The sequence below is a fragment of the Pseudomonas sp. GX19020 genome (genome assembly GCF_023371075.1).
GTDB lineage: Bacteria > Pseudomonadota > Alphaproteobacteria > Rhodobacterales > Rhodobacteraceae > Pseudogemmobacter.
This window is the reverse complement of record NZ_JAMCCR010000001.1, coordinates 257,334-272,318: the sequence shown is the minus strand read 5'-3', so window position 1 is coordinate 272,318 and position 14,985 is coordinate 257,334. Positions and strand designations below refer to the sequence as shown.

At 63.5% G+C, this 14,985-nt stretch carries 11 protein-coding genes and 1 pseudogene; 5 read left to right on the top strand and 7 right to left on the bottom strand.

Going from position 1 to position 14,985, the window contains the following annotated elements; genetic code table 11:
• The first annotated feature begins 211 nt into the window (after window positions 1-211).
• The 5 genes from lptF (at window position 212) to rsmA (ending at window position 7,050) form a co-directional block, all read left to right on the top strand.
• On the top strand, window positions 212-1,360 hold the full coding sequence (gene lptF / locus M3484_RS01375) for an LPS export ABC transporter permease LptF (protein ID WP_249495435.1): 1,149 nt from the start codon (window positions 212-214) through the stop codon (window positions 1,358-1,360).
• The gene (gene lptG / locus M3484_RS01370) at window positions 1,357-2,454 is read left to right on the top strand and encodes an LPS export ABC transporter permease LptG (RefSeq protein WP_249495434.1); all 1,098 of its coding nucleotides are present in this window, start codon (window positions 1,357-1,359) and stop codon (window positions 2,452-2,454) included. Before lptF ends, lptG begins: the two co-directional genes overlap by 4 nt.
• 1 nt (window position 2,455) lies before the next feature.
• The gene (locus M3484_RS01365) at window positions 2,456-4,621 is read left to right on the top strand and encodes an LPS-assembly protein LptD (RefSeq protein WP_249495433.1); all 2,166 of its coding nucleotides are present in this window, start codon (window positions 2,456-2,458) and stop codon (window positions 4,619-4,621) included.
• A 296-nt stretch (window positions 4,622-4,917) separates the two neighbouring features.
• Window positions 4,918-6,111, top strand: a complete 1,194-nt coding sequence (locus M3484_RS01360; RefSeq protein WP_249495432.1) for a peptidylprolyl isomerase — start codon at window positions 4,918-4,920, stop codon at window positions 6,109-6,111.
• A gap of 93 nt (window positions 6,112-6,204) precedes the next feature.
• Window positions 6,205-7,050, top strand: coding sequence for a 16S rRNA (adenine(1518)-N(6)/adenine(1519)-N(6))-dimethyltransferase RsmA (rsmA, locus tag M3484_RS01355; RefSeq protein ID WP_249495431.1), 846 nt, complete (start codon window positions 6,205-6,207; stop codon window positions 7,048-7,050).
• Window positions 7,051-7,379: 329 nt separating this feature from the next.
• Here the strand turns inward: rsmA and M3484_RS23880 are convergent.
• From M3484_RS23880 to M3484_RS01320, 7 genes and pseudogenes are all read right to left on the bottom strand, one after another.
• A pseudogene (locus tag M3484_RS23880) lies at window positions 7,380-8,241 on the bottom strand (transposase); the annotation flags it as partial.
• 654 nt (window positions 8,242-8,895) lie between these two features.
• Window positions 8,896-10,020, bottom strand: a complete 1,125-nt coding sequence (locus M3484_RS01345) for a DUF4167 domain-containing protein (protein WP_249495429.1) — start codon at window positions 10,018-10,020, stop codon at window positions 8,896-8,898.
• A 284-nt stretch (window positions 10,021-10,304) separates the two neighbouring features.
• Window positions 10,305-11,156, bottom strand: coding sequence for a peptide chain release factor N(5)-glutamine methyltransferase (gene prmC, locus M3484_RS01340; RefSeq protein WP_249495428.1), 852 nt, complete (start codon window positions 11,154-11,156; stop codon window positions 10,305-10,307).
• Window positions 11,153-12,208, bottom strand: a complete 1,056-nt coding sequence (gene prfA / locus M3484_RS01335) for a peptide chain release factor 1 (protein ID WP_249495427.1) — start codon at window positions 12,206-12,208, stop codon at window positions 11,153-11,155. Before prfA ends, prmC begins: the two co-directional genes overlap by 4 nt.
• Window positions 12,209-12,271: 63 nt before the next feature.
• Entirely contained in the window at window positions 12,272-13,168 is an 897-nt protein-coding gene (locus M3484_RS01330) for a hypothetical protein (RefSeq protein WP_249495426.1), read from the bottom strand.
• Window positions 13,169-13,280: 112 nt separating this feature from the next.
• Window positions 13,281-13,712, bottom strand: a complete 432-nt coding sequence (locus tag M3484_RS01325; RefSeq protein WP_249495425.1) for a DUF6636 domain-containing protein — start codon at window positions 13,710-13,712, stop codon at window positions 13,281-13,283.
• A 60-nt stretch (window positions 13,713-13,772) separates the two neighbouring features.
• The gene (locus M3484_RS01320; protein ID WP_249495424.1) at window positions 13,773-14,939 is read right to left on the bottom strand and encodes a M20 aminoacylase family protein; all 1,167 of its coding nucleotides are present in this window, start codon (window positions 14,937-14,939) and stop codon (window positions 13,773-13,775) included.
• Window positions 14,940-14,985: the final 46 nt, after the last annotated feature.

Below are 14,985 nucleotides of genomic sequence, written 5' to 3'. Positions count from 1 at the left end.
GTTGATTTCCCTGCGAAAGAAGATGATTTCAGCACGAAAATCAAGGGCCGGCGACCGGTATTTCCGCACTTTCGCCCAAAGCTAGCCCCCCGGACGGCGCTTGACCAGATATGAGTTTTCCCTGACCGAGATATCGGCTAGGGTCGGCGCCGAAACAGCCACTCCCCCTGCCGGCCCGCGTGCCCGCAGATTGCGACTTCCGGTATCCCACTTGTCGAAATTCGACCGCTATCTGCTTTCCCAGCTTCTGGCCCTGTTCGGCTTCTTCAGCCTTGTGCTGGTGGCGGTCTATTGGGTCAATCGCGCAGTGGGGCTTTTTGACCAGCTGATCGGTGACGGTCAGACCGCGCTGGTCTTTGTCGAATTCTCGCTTCTGACCCTGCCGAATGTGATCCGCCTGGTGCTGCCGGTCTCGGCCTTTGCCGCCTGTCTTTATGCGGTGAACCGGCTGATGCAGGATTCAGAGCTGGTGGTGATGCAGGCGACCGGCTTTTCGGCCTTTCGCCTTGCGCGGCCCGTGCTGTTCTTCGGGATCTGTGTTTTCGCGATGCAGATGGCCCTGACGAATTTCCTCGTCCCCAGAAGCCAGGCCCGGCTGACCGCCCGCTCGGCCGAAATCTCGGAAAACGTCACCGCGCGGTTTCTCAATGAAGGGCGCTTCATGCATCCCGCCGCCGGGGTCACACTTTACATTCGCGAAATCAGCCAGTTGGGCGAGCTGAATGACATTTTCCTTGCCGATGACCGCAACCCGAGGGAGCGCGTCACCTATACTGCCCGCCAGGCACTGATTGTGCGCGGCGAAGAAGGGCCACGCCTCGTGATGCTGGACGGGATGGCGCAAAACCTGGCCCAGGACGGAAGCGCGCGGCTTTCAGTGACGCGATTCTCCGATTTCACCCTTGATATGGCGGGAATCGTTGGCGCCAAGGCGACCCGCCTGCGCAGCCTGCGTGAAGTATCGACGCCCGATCTGCTGATGGCCGGGCCAGACCTGCAGGCCGAGACCGGCGAGAGCCGGGCAAAGCTGCTGGAGGAAGGCCATGGCCGGATCGCGACTTCGTTGCTTGGGATCGCGGCGCCGCTGCTTGGCTTTGCCGCGCTGATGCTCGGGGGCTATTCGCGCTTCGGGCTGTGGCGCCAGATCGGGCTGGCGGTACTGCTGATCATCCTGCTGCAACTGGTCAATACCGCCGGTTCGGGCGCGGCATTGCGGTCGGAAATCCGCTGGCCACTGGTCTATGCAGCGCCGATCCTGGGTATCGTTCTGGCCACGGTGATGCTGTGGTATGCCGGGCGCCCGCGCTGCATCCGCGCAGCACAGGCCGAAGCCGGCCCCCAGACCGGAGGCGTTGCATGACGCTTTCCCTCTATATCGCGCGCCGTTTTGCGATGACCGTGGGCCAGGTGTTTCTGGTATTTTTCGGCATCCTGATGCTGATCGACATGATCGAGCAGCTGCGCAAATTCTCGGGCAAGGGCGCAGGTCTTGGCGATGCGTTCCATCTCTCGATCCTGAATGTGCCCGAAACCCTGTACCGCATCCTGCCATTGATCTTCGTGATGGGGTCCATCGCGATGTTCCTGTCGCTGGCGCGCTCTTCCGAGCTGGTGGTGGTGCGGGCGGCCGGGCGTTCGGGGATGCGCTTTCTTGCGACGCCGGTGGTGGTGGCGACGCTGATCGGGCTGATGGCGGTCGCGGTGCTGAACCCGATGGTGGCGGCGACCTCGCGCGCGTATGATGACCTCTCAGCCCGCTATGCGGCGGATGGCAGTTCGGTCCTGTCGGTGTCAGATGCCGGGCTCTGGCTGCGCCAGGGTGGCAGCTATGGCCAGACGGTGATCCAGGCCGGACGCGCCAATTTCGACGGAACCGAACTGACCCGCGTGACCTTCCTGACCTTTGGCGAACAGGGATTGCCGGTCACCCGGATCGAGACCACCAGTGCGAAACTGGTCAAGGGCGCCTGGATCCTCTCCGGCGCCAGGGTCTGGAACCTGAACGCCGACAATCCCGAACTGTCGGTCAAATCCTGGCCCGATGGCACCCGCCTGCCCACGGACCTGACGCCCGAACGGATCCGCGACAGTTTCGGCACGCCTTCGGCCGTGCCGGTCTGGCAATTGCCGAATTACATCAAAGACCTGGAGCAAGCCGGTTTTTCCGCCCGCGCCTACCGTCTGTGGTTCCAGATGGAGCTGGCCCAGCCGCTTTTGCTGACCGCGATGGTACTGGTTGCCGCAGGCTTCACCATGCGCCACACCCGCGCCGGCAAAACCGGCATCCGTGTGCTTTACGCCATCCTTGCCGGATTCGCGCTCTTCTTCCTCAGGAATTTCGCGCAGGCCCTTGGCGACAGTGGCCAGATTCCGGTATCACTGGCCGCGTGGAGCCCGCCGCTTGCAGCGGTGATGCTGGCGCTTGGTCTTTTGTTGCATCTGGAGGACGGCTGATATGCGGATACGCCGCCTCGTCGCATCGCTGGCCGTCTCGCTTTTATGCTCCACCGCGCCGCTTCTGGCGCAGGCAACCGATGACCGCGCCACTCTGATCTCTGACCGGCTGGAAATCGAGGGTAACAACCGACTCGTCGCTTCGGGCAAGGTCGAGGTGCTGCAAGGCGGCTACCGGCTTTCGGCCACGCGGGTCATCTATGACAAATCGACCGACAGGCTTTTGATCGAAGGGCCGCTGAGCCTGACCGATGCCGATGGCAGCGTATTGATCCTCGCCTCGCAGGCCGAACTTTCCGCCGATATGAATGAGGGGATCCTGCAGAGCGCCCGTGTCGTTCTGGACCGGCAGCTGCAACTGGCGGCGGGCAATATCGCGCGGATCGGCGGGCGCTATTCGGCAATGTCGAATGTGGTCGCCTCAAGCTGCAAGGTCTGCGCCAGCCATCCGACGCCTTTGTGGGAGATCCGGGCGAAACGCGTGATCCATGACGCTGAAGAGCGGATGATCTTCTTTGAAAACGCCCAATTCCGCGTCGCCGGGATGCCGGTGGCCTATATCCCGCGTCTGCGCCTGCCCGATTCCACCCGCGAAAGGGCGACCGGCTTTCTGGCGCCCCGGCTGCGCACGACATCGAGCCTCGGCTCGGGGCTGAAACTGCCCTATTTCATCGCGCTTGGGGAAAGCCGCGATGTCACGCTCACGCCCTATGTCACCACCCGCGACAGTCAGACTCTGGAACTGCGCTATCGTCAGGCCTTCCGGACCGGCGCGATCCAGCTTGAAGGCTCCGTAACGAAGGACAAGCTGACCGAAGACGCAACGCGCGGCTGGGTCCGTGCCCGGGGCGGCTTTCAGCTGCCCGAAGATTTCCGGCTGACCTTCGATATCCAGGCCACATCGGACAATGCCTATCTGCTGGATTACGGCTATTCCGATACCGACCGGCTCGACAGCCGGGCCGAGATCAGCCGGGTGCGCCGCAACGGGTTTTTCTCGGCAAGGATGGTCAGCTTCCAGTCGCTTCGGGATGACGAGGACAATGACACCCTCCCCGCGCTTGCGACCGATCTGACCTTTCACCGGCGGTTCTCGCTGGGTCCGATCGGGGGCCTCGGGGGGTTCCGGCTGCAATGGCATTCGCATTACCGCACCTCGTCGAACCCGTTTGACAGCAGTGATCCGGCGAAAGCCGACGGGATCGCCGATGGCCGTGACGTGAGCCGGCTTTCTGCGCGGTTCGACTGGCGCCGCAGCTTTGTCTCGGATCAGGGCCTCGTGGCGACGATTCTCGGCGAAAGCCAGATTGACGCCTATCGTCTGCGCCAGGATGCGGTTTTTGCCGGCCGCTATACCCGTGCCCATGCGGCGGCCGGGCTGGAGCTGCGCTGGCCCCTGGTCAAGGCGACCGCCTCAGGCGCGACCCATGTGATCGAGCCGGTGATCCAGCTGATCGGCGCGACCCGTGACCGCTCTGGCCTGCCCAATGAGGATTCGGTGCTGGTCGAGTTTGACGAGGGCAATATTTATGCGCTTGACCGCTTTCCCGGGGCGGATGCGATTGAACAATCCAGCCGCGCCAATGTCGGGCTGACCTGGACGCGCTATGATCCGGCGGGCTGGAATGCAGGTTTCACGCTGGGCAAGGTGTTCCGGCGCAATGACAGCGACAGCTTCAGCCCCGGATCGGGCCTTGGCGGGCTGAATTCCGACTGGCTGCTGGCGGCGACCGTGGGGCTCCCGAATGGTCTCTCTGCCACCGGGCGCACGGTTTTTGACAATGATCTTGAACTCAGCAAGGCCGAGCTGCGGCTGAGCGCCGCGAATGAGACAGTGACCCTGTCATCTTCCGCACTCTGGGCGGTCGCGGATATCGAGGAAAACCGCCCCGACCCGACGCGCGAGCTGACCTTTGATGCGGTCTGGCGGGTGAACCCTGCCCTCGCGGCCAAGGCCGAAGGGCGCTATGATTTCAACCAGAGCCGCGGCACCATTGCAGGCCTGGGGCTGGAGTTCCGCAATGAATGCGTTGTGGTGGATGTTTCCCTCTCGCGGCGTTTCACCTCGTCAGATAGTGTGACCCCCACCACGTCCTTCGGCCTTTCCGTCGATCTGATCGGCTTCGGCAGCGGCCAGAAGGCTGGCCCGTCGCGACGCTGCTACTGATCGCCGCGCAAGGCGCCGCCCGACCGGGGCGGGTCAGGCAGGCAGGGCTTGCGCCCCGGCTTCGGGAGTGGCAGGCAGGGATAAGAGGAAAGCTGCGGCGGCGGGCCCCGATTGGCCCTGTCAGTCACAGGTTTGCCAGAGATTACGAGCTGACAAGAGACTACGGGCAGGCGGTCGGACAGATGGTAAAAGCTGAGAACACCCCGCGCAACAGGCTGCGCAATGCGAAATCGGGACTGGTCCTGATGAAAGCCCCGGACATGTGCACGGTCAGGGGCGCGATCATGAGCGCAGTCATGAGCGCGGCATTCGCCGCACCGCTGGTCGCGCCGGTGGTTTTTGCACAGCCCGCGCTGGCGCAGAACCTGTTTGCACCGCGGGTCTATGTGAATGAGCAGGTGATCACCGAATATGAGGTGACGCAGCGCGCGCGTTTCCTCCAGATCCTGAATGCGCCGGGCGATCCTGAAACCGAAGCGGTGAAATCGCTGATCGACGACCGGCTGCGGATGAGCGAGGCGAAACGGCTTGGCGTTAAGCTGAAGCCGGAAGAGCTGACTGCGGGGATGGAAGAATTCGCCACCCGCGCCAATCTGACCGCCGAACAGCTGATTGCGGAACTGGCCAAGGCCGGTGTCTCGGCCGAAACCTATCGCGATTTCGTCCAGGCCGGTGCCTTGTGGCGCCAGGTGGTGCGCGATCGTTTTGCCGGGCGAGTGCCGGCCTCCGACGCCGATGTCGACAAGTTCCTGGAAGCCGCGACCCGGCCAAAGGCGATGAAGGTTCAGGTCTCAGAGCTGGTGATCCCGGCCGAACCCGGCCGTGAGGCCGAGGCGATGGCACTGGCAGAGCGGCTCTCGCGCGAGGTCAAATCCGAAAGCGCCTTCGCGGCGGCGGCGCGCAACTATTCGGCGGCGCCCACCGCGCCGACCGGCGGCCGCGTGCCCGACTGGCTTCAGCTTTCCAACCTGCCGCCTGCGATTTCCTCGCAGCTGCTGGCGCTGTCGCCGGGGAAGACCTCGGCGCCCATCTCGGTGCCGGGGGCGGTGGTTCTGTTCCAGCTGCGCGCGATTGCCACGGATGAAAAGGCCGCGCCGATCAGCGTCACGGTGGAATGGGCCGATTTCCTGATCCCGGATTCGATGGAAGAACTGGTGCGGGTCAGCGCGGGCTCGGATGTCTGCAACGACCTTTACGCCCTGGCAAAGGGCTTGCCGGCCGACAATCTGACGATCCGGACACAGGCATTGTCGGAAATCTCGCCCGAGATTGCGCTTGATCTTGCAAAGCTGGATCAGGGGGAGTTTGTGACAAAGCCGCGCGGTGATGGCTGGCGGCGGCTGATCATGCTGTGCAAACGGCAGCCGGTCATGGATCCGCCACCGAACCGCGAGCGGGTGAAAGAGGTTCTGATGAACCAGAAGCTCGATGGTCTGGCCGAGAATTATCTCGAGGAACTGCGCCATGCGGCGCTGATCCGCCGGCCCTGATATCAGGCTGACGGGCAAGCCCGGGGGGCATATAATCGGGGTCGGCCCCGCCCCCCGGAATATCTGGATCAAGAGAAAGACAGGAGCGGAGCTTTGGCGACGATAGACGGGCTGCCGCCACTGCGCGAAGTGATCCGCGCCCATGACCTGGTCGCGAAAAAGCAACTGGGGCAGAATTTCCTGCTCGACCTTAATCTCACCTCGAAGATTGCCCGTTCGGCGGGCGATCTGAGCGGCTCCGATGTCCTTGAGATCGGGCCCGGGCCCGGCGGGCTCACGCGTGGGCTGCTGGCCGAAGGCGCCCGCCATGTGGTTGCGGTTGAAAAGGACGCGCGGGCGCTGCCGGCGCTGGCCGAGATCGCTGCGGCCTATCCGGGGCGGCTGACGGTGCTGCATGGCGATGCGCTGGAGCTGGATGTGGCGGCGCATCTGACCGCACCGGTAAAGATTGCGGCCAACCTGCCCTATAATATCGGCACCGAGCTTCTGATCCGCTGGCTGTCGCCGCCGGTCTGGCCCCCTTTCTGGCAGAGCCTGACGCTGATGTTTCAGAAAGAGGTGGCCGAACGGATCGTGGCAAAGCCCGGCAGCGACCATTACGGTCGGCTGGCGCTGTTGGCGGGCTGGCGGACCGATGCGAAGATTGTCATGACCCTGCCGCCGGAAGCCTTCACCCCGGCGCCGAAGGTGCATTCGGCGGTGGTGCATCTGACCCGGCTCGAGGAGCCGCGCTTTCCGGCCGATGGCAAAGTGCTGAACCGGATTACCGCCATGGCCTTCAATCAGCGCCGCAAGATGCTGCGTTCCTCGCTGAAGGGCCTCGCGCCTGATGTCGAGGCGCGGCTGGAATCGGTTGGAATCGCGCCGACTGCGCGGGCCGAAGAAATCGGGCTGGAAGCCTTTTGCGCGCTGGCCCGCAATATTTCGGCCGGAACCTGAAGGCTGACGGGTCGGTGGCTGCCGAGGCTGGCAGCAACATCGCCTCCGACGAGATACTTTGAGTTTCGCCCTGATCTCTGGACAGTTGTTCGGCTGATTTGCGCTGTTGGTCCGCTCGCGGATCAGTTTCGATGATGTTTCAGGACGCCCCATCGCGGGAGCCGTCCCCGGGCCTGTGAGCCAATCTGACCGCCGTGCAGATGACGCATGTGTCTTTCAGCAAGGCGAACAGGCGCTCAGGGAAGGCGTGGTCTGACAGGCCGCTGATTTAGCACCGGGCTGAGAATGTTGTTCTTTGCCCTTTCAGGGCTTTGGTTTGTGCATCTGACCTATTTGGCGGGTTTGGCCCAGCCGAAAGCCTCTGCGATCCGTTTGCGATGCCTGTGGGACAGGGTGTAGCCCTTGTGCCTTGCGGTGCGCTCATCAATCGCTGAATAACCTGATTTCTTTGCGATATGGGGCGTGACGCGGGCCTCGCGCAGTTCGGCAACGAACTCTGCCGCGTCATAGCCTTTGTCGGCGCCGGGCGTCAGCCGCCAGCTCAAGTCTGGCGAATGGCGAAAGGTCGATCGCGGACTGCCGCTCGGCACGCCCGTTGCGCGGGTCAGATCCGCCTGGACGATCAGCCCGCTGCGCAATCGGCATGTTCCTCGAACCGATGGCGGAACCTGCGTCATGTCCGTAAGAGCGGTCTTCGGGAAAATGATCCCCCTGAGCCTTCACTGATCCACCTCCTCCGATGAAGCACAGCATGCTCCTGCTGCCGGGTTCTTTCTTGTAAAGCCGTGCAACCGGACACGTTGTCGAGGCCCGGGTCGCATTCGAGCGCTTCTCGCCCCTGAAGGAGACTTCGCTATTGCGGGGGCTGGGTTTTGTGCGGCGCATCGGATCGGGCCCCGTCGTCGTGGGCTGGTCATTGGCGGCAGTGGATTGCCTCGACCATCCGACAGAAGCGGCTTCACTTCGCGATGCTGCCATGACCCTGTGCGACATCGCGCTGTTCAACAGAGGGTCATGGTTCTTCGTGAACACAACCGTCACCCAGCCTGCATCATCAAGCCCAGGCCCCACAAACCAGAGAAACAGCAGGTTAACCTGCATCTTCTCCATCACCTGACGCGCGGACCGGATCGAAAACAGGATCTGGATCAGCCTGAACCGGATCAACATAGCTGGACACAGCACCGTTCGCCTCATCTGTGCCCCGCATCACCGCCGTCATCGAAAGGCAAAGGTGAACACTGTTCCAGTGGCGGGACTAATTCAGCACCCTGAGATGCGTCGCCTGATCGCGCGCTTTGCTGCGGCGAAGCGGTGGGGGGCTGCGTTCAGCGCAGCAAAGCAGAAGCGCCGTTCCGGCGTGTCAGACACCCACGAGGCCAGAACCTTGCGGGAGGTCACCATCCCATGCTGGCGACCTGACGGTTGCCCCCCCGTTGCGAGGCCAGACCGCAGGTGCCGCGAACCAGGTCTGACTGGCGCGCTACCGGCGCAACCCTTCCACTTTGCAGGGGGAGATCGCGCAGTGCTCTGCCGGATTGTCAGCTTTGGGTTTCCAGTTCAGATCGGCGGCCAGCACATGCACCCGCCGGACAGGCCTCTGCTTTGCATCATAGACCTTGTTCGGCACAGGCAAGGTCATTTGCCTTTGACAGTGAAAAGGCCTGTCCGGGCCGGGCCGTTCAATCCGTCATATCAGGTTGGGCTCATTTCCGGCTCGCCCATCGCTTCTCTATAAAAGGACGCGTGCGGTCCCGAGCAGAGGCGACACTGAGCACCCGCCGACAGTGCCACGCCAGTCTGCGGGAAAATAAAAAGGCCGCCCCGGGGCGGCCTTTCTTTCCTTCACTCGGCGGCTTCGGGGGTATCCGGGCCACTGGCGGTCTTGCGCGGGCGGCTGACGCGACGCGGCTTTTCGATCTCGGCAACCTCCGCAGGCCCGGCAGCTTCGTCAGCCTCACGACGGGTATTGGCGCGTGGCGCACGGCTGCCGGCGGGACGCTCGGCTTTCGCAGGTTTTTCGGCAGGTTTCTCAGCGCGCGGCGCGCGCGGACCACGCGCGGCGCGACCCGTAGGTGAAGATTCGGTCGCGGCAGATTCGCTCGCGGCAGGTGCGGCTGCAGGCTCTTCGCCGGCCTCGGCCGATTTGCTGGCAGTGGCGAAAAGCGGCGTATCTGCAGCGGTCTCGGGGGTCGGAGCGGGCGCGCTCTCCCCGCCGGACAGTACCGGTTCCGAAGGTGCGGGCGCCGGGGCGCCACGTTCGGGAAGATCAACGAGGCCGCTATTATCCGAACCAAAATCGATCACATCTGAAATCAGATCCGGCTGGCGGGTGTCCTCGCGCTGATGGCGCGGCTCCCGTCCTTCGCTACGACCTTCGCCGCGCAGTTCATTGCGCGAGTCGTTCCGGTTCTCGTTGCGCCCTTCAGCGCGGGTCTCATTCCGGCCCTCGTTACGGCCTTCACCCCGGTTGTCCCCGCGGTGGTCATTGCGGCCATCATTACGGGTTTCACCGCGGCTGTCATTTCGGCCATCGTTGCGCTCAAAGCGGTCGCCGCGCTCATTGCGGTTGTCACGCTCTCCACGCTCGCGATTGTCGCGATTGCCGCCGTTCTGGTTGCCATATTGGCCGCCATTCTGGTTGCCGGAATTCTGGTTGCCAGAGCTCTGGCCGGTGCCGCTTTGCTGATATTGCTGCTGGCGGGCTTCCTGCTCGACAGCAAGCTCGCGCTGCGCCTCGGCCAGCATCCTTGTATAATGCTCGGCATGCTGGAGGAAATTCTCTGCCGCCACGCGGTCATTCGACAGCTGCGCATCCCGCGCCAGCGTCTGGTATTTTTCGATAATCTGCTGCGGCGTTCCCCGCACCTTGCCTTCAGGACCCGACGAATCGAACACACGGTTGACGATATTGCCGAGCGAGCGCGGGCGGTTCTGATTTGAACGCGAGCGTTTCTTGGAAGAGCGCATCTTTGCCTAATGTCCAGGGATCACCGTGGCCCCCATAATGCCGCTTTGTGCGACGGGAAATGCAGGGGCGGGATCGGTTTTGCGGGAAGGGCGCGGCCAGCGCCAGATCCACCGCATGAATTTGCTAAACCATGTGAGCCGCAGTCTGGCAAGCTGATTCTGCCGGGAAATGCACTCATCCACAGGGTTTTTTCGGTGAAATACGATATAGTTGCCCATTTGCCGGGTTCAAGACGCGCAATATCAGCATATGCCCCGCTTACTAAGGTCGGCAAAGACGCAGATCAGACCGCAGCGCTGGCGCTGACAACCCTGTCTTTGCCGTCAAAATCCTGAATTATGTCTACATTTTTAAAGCCACCGGCGGCAAAGATCTCGGCCACCGCCCTGCCCTGATCCCAGCCGATTTCGACGATCAGCCGGCCGCCAGGCCGCAGGGCTGCGGGGGCCTGGGTCGCAATGGCGCGGTAAGCGCTCAGCCCGTCGCCGAAATCGGTCAGCGCGAGATGGGGCTCATGATCGCGGACTTCGGGCTCAAGGCCGGCCATGGCGTCGAGCGTGATATAAGGCGGGTTCGAGACGATCAGATCGGCCTTTTCCGTGACGCCGTCGAGCCAGCTTGTCCGGACGAAATCTGCCCGCCCGCTCAGGTCAAGTGCTTCGGCATTGCGCCGCGCCACGTCGAGCGCCGCAGCCGAGATATCGGTCGCAATCCCCGTCGCCGCAGGGTTTTCTGCAAGCAGGGTCAGAAGGATCGCCCCTGTCCCGGTGCCAAGATCGATCACCTGCGAGAATGGCAGCCGCAGCGCTTCGCTGATCAGGATCTCGGTCTCGGGGCGCGGGTCGAGCGTGTCGGCTGTGACGATGAAACTGCGACCGTAAAACAGCCGCTGGCCGACGATCTGCGATACGGGCATGCGGGCGGCGCGGGCAAGAACCGCGGCATCGAACCGGGACGCAGAGCCATGATCCAGCGGATCCGCCAGATGCAGCAAAAGCCGTTCAGGCCCGATCCCGATGGCATGTGCCAGCAAAAGCCGCGCATCACGGGCCGGATCTTCGACCCCTGCCGCGCGCAGCTGCGCCACGGCCTCCGCCAGCACCAGTTTCGCCAGACGGCCCGGGCCGGTGCTCATGCCTCTTCCTCGGCCAGCCTGCTGGCCTGGTCATGGGCACTCAGCGCCTGGATCACCTCGTCCAGATCGCCCTGCATGATCTGGTTCAGCGCATAGAGCGTAAGGTTGATCCGGTGATCGGTCATCCGGCCCTGCGGGAAATTATAGGTGCGGATGCGTTCCGAGCGGTCTCCGCTGCCGACCTGCGATTTGCGGTCGGCGGCGCGTTCACGGGCCAGCCGGTCGCGCTCGATCTCAAACAGGCGGGCGCGCAGCACCGCCATCGCATTGGCGCGGTTCTGATGCTGAGATTTTTCCGACGAGGTCACGATGATGCCGGTGGGCAAATGGGTGATCCTGACTGCCGAGTCGGTGGTGTTCACATGCTGGCCCCCGGCGCCCGAGGCCCGCATCGTGTCGATCCGGATATCCGAGGCCGGGATGTCGATATCGACCTCTTCCGCCTCGGGCAAAACGGCGACGGTCGCGGCCGAGGTATGGATGCGCCCCCCTGCCTCGGTCTCGGGCACGCGCTGCACGCGGTGGACGCCGGATTCGTATTTCAGCTTCGCATAGACCCCGGTGCCCTGGATATGGGCGGTGAATTCCCTGACGCCGCCCAGATCCGTGGTCTGGCTTTCCAGCACTTCGAACCGCCAGCCCTGGGCTTCTGAATAGCGCTGATACATGCGGGCAAGGTCGCCTGCGAAAAGGCTCGCCTCCTCGCCGCCGGTTCCGGGGCGGATCTCGAGGATCGCCGGACGCTGATCGGCGGCATCTTTCGGCAATAGCGCGAGGCGCAGCCGATGTTCCATTTCGGGCAATGCCTCGCGCAGACGCGGGAGTTCTTCTTCCGCCAGCGCGCGCATTTCGGGATCACCGAGCATGGCCTCGGCCTCGGCCAGATCGGCGCGGGCCCGCATCCAGGCCGCGATCCCCGTGACGACCGGCTTCAGGTCGGAATATTCACGGCTCAGCGCGGCAATCTCGCTTGCCGCGGCGCCGGCATTCAGCCGGGCCTCGACATATTCAAATCGTTGGGTGATGCGGGCGAGTTTATCCTGGGGCAGCATGGATAACCCCTGCCGTGCGCGACGGCGCGGGTCAAGGGGGCGCAGCGGTCCCGGAGCCCGGGGTCAGGAAGACGAGCCCCCCTTGCCGCCTGCTGCGCGGATGGCCTGCAACAGCCTTTGGCGCACCGGCCCAAGCCAGGCATCCGACCAGATCATGCGCCGCCCCTTGCGGTCCACCACTTCGCTGCCTTCCGGCAGATCCGCCAGCGTCCCGGCCTTGACCTCGGCCCCGGGGAGCGTGATGGCGGCAAGACGCGCGCGCCGCCGCCGCACCCATGGCAGCGCGCCGTATAGCCGCCCCAGCCAGAGCCAGGGCAACATGAATTCGGCAGGGAGCTTCACGACCATATCGCGCGGCACCGCCGAGATCACCGGCTGCGCCACCCAGGAGATAAAGCGCTCATCCGCCCGCATCGGGGTACCGGTGAAATCCTCCCTGCCCTTTGCCATGGTGAGGAATTGCCCGGCGATGTAATCGCACCGCCCTGGTTGCCAGACCACGACCGAGCTGTTGCCACGTGCATAGCGCCGGCCTGCGGTCAGCCGGTGCAGCACCCGTGATGCCGCGCCAAAAGGCAGAACCGTGCTTTGCAGGATCGAGATCGCATCCGGGTCGCTGCGCCGCCGGATCAGCGGCGACAGATCGCCCAGCACAACCGTATCAAGATCCAGATAAATCGCCGGCAGATCCCCGGGCACAAGCCCCGGGCAGAACATGGCGAGCTTGGCCTGGCAGCCGCCGCGCATCCATGCAGGCTGAAGGAATTCGGGCGGGAAGGCCAGCGTGCCGATCCCGTCTGCCAGCCCTTCCCGGGGCCGGTCGGTGATCAGCAGCACGCGCTGCAGCCCCGCCGAAGTTTCGCGCACGGCCGCGACAAGGCCATTCACATCCTGAGCGCCGTATTTCTCGCCCCAGATCACCAGCACCAGCTGCCAGCCGGCGATATCGGTCTGTCTCATCGTGATCGGCCCTGCGCCCGGAATTCCAGGATCCGATCCTGCCCTGATCGCGCGGGAAGCGCCAGCCGCCTGATTCTGGCGCGCTGGAACAAAAAAGCCATAACACCCTGGTTCAGAACATTTTCTGACCGGCCTTCGCGAGGTGGAAGCCATGGCCTTCGCCATTCCGGCAGGTCAGACCGGTCTTTTCCGACTGGCAAATTATCTCACCGATCACCAGCTCTGCCCCATAGCCCAGAACCGCCGAACGAGGATCGCGGACCGTATCGCCGTGACAGGTCAGCTCTGCCGGCCCGGTCTCGCCGAGCAGGAAGGACATACCCCAGTCAAGATCGCAATCCTCGGGCGGCACGGTATAGGTCTGTTTGCCCTCTGCCATGTCACAGCGCAGCCAGAGATCGCCCTCAGATGAATCATAATAGCAGTGGATATTGTCTGATGGGCTGCGAAAGCTGCCGCTCTGATCCTGAGCCGCCGCCGCCCTGGCATCGAAGATGGTGGCTGGCCCGAAGGCCAGCACCGAAAGGAGAAGAAACCGCCACATCTGTTATGCTCCTGTTCTGGCCGGGGACCGATCAGGGCCAGACACCGGCAAAAACCGGCCTTACCCCGGGATCGGTTGCGACTTTTCGACAAGGCGGGCGAGGAAGCTTGCGCCGATCGGCGCGGCCTCATCGTTGAAATCATAGGCCGGGTGATGCAGCCCCGCCCCCGGCCCGATGCCGAGGAAGAGATAAGATCCGGGACGCGCCTCCAGCATATAAGAGAAATCCTCGGATCCCATCTCGCGATTTGACTGATCATTCACCGCCGCATCACCCGAAATCTCGCGCGCGACCGAGGCCGCGAATTCGGTCTCTTTCTCGTCATTGATGGTGGCCGGATAGCCCCATTCGTAATTCACCTCGGCCTCGACGCCGAAAGCGGTCGCGGTGCCCGAGACGATCTCAAGAAAGCGCTTTTTCAGAAGATCGCGCACATCGGGGCGAAAGGCGCGGATCGTGGCGGCGAAAGTGCCGCTTTCGGGAATGATGTTCGAGGCGGAACCCGCATTGATCATCGTGACCGAGATCACCGCCTCGTCCAGCGCATAGACGTTTCTCGGGATGATGGTCTGCACCGCCTGGACCATGGCCACGATTGCCACCACCGGATCGACGCATTCATGCGGCGTCGCTGCATGGCCGCCACGGCCCGTCACCGTGACCCAGGCCGTATCGACCGATGCCATGATCGGCCCCGGCGTGGTCTGGAAATTTCCAAGCGCCAGGTTCGGCGCATTATGGATCCCGAAGACGCGGGCAATGTTGAAGCGATCCATCACGCCCTCTTTCACCATCACCTCGCCGCCACCGCCATCTTCCTCGGCCGGCTGGAACAGAAGCGCGACATCACCGACGAAGTTGCGGGTCTCGGCAAGGTATTTCGCTGCCCCCAGCAGCATCGCCACATGCCCGTCATGACCGCATGCATGCATGCGGCCCGGCACGGTCGAGGCATGGTCCGCCCCGGTCAGCTCGGTGATCGGCAGCGCATCCATATCGGCCCTGAGCCCGATCACCGGCCCCGCTCCGCGCCCCTTGATGATCGCCACAACGCCGGATTTCGCGATCCCCTCATGGATCTCATCGACGCCAAATTCCCGCAGCCGTTCGACGATGAAGGCCGCGGTCTCGTGACAGTTGAATTCCAGCTCGGGCCGGGCATGGATATGCTGACGCCAGCCCTTCATTTCCCCGGCATAAGAAGCGATACGGTTCAGTACGGGCATTGCGGCGGCTTTCCTGGTTGTCTCACGGCCCGGAGGGACCGATTCA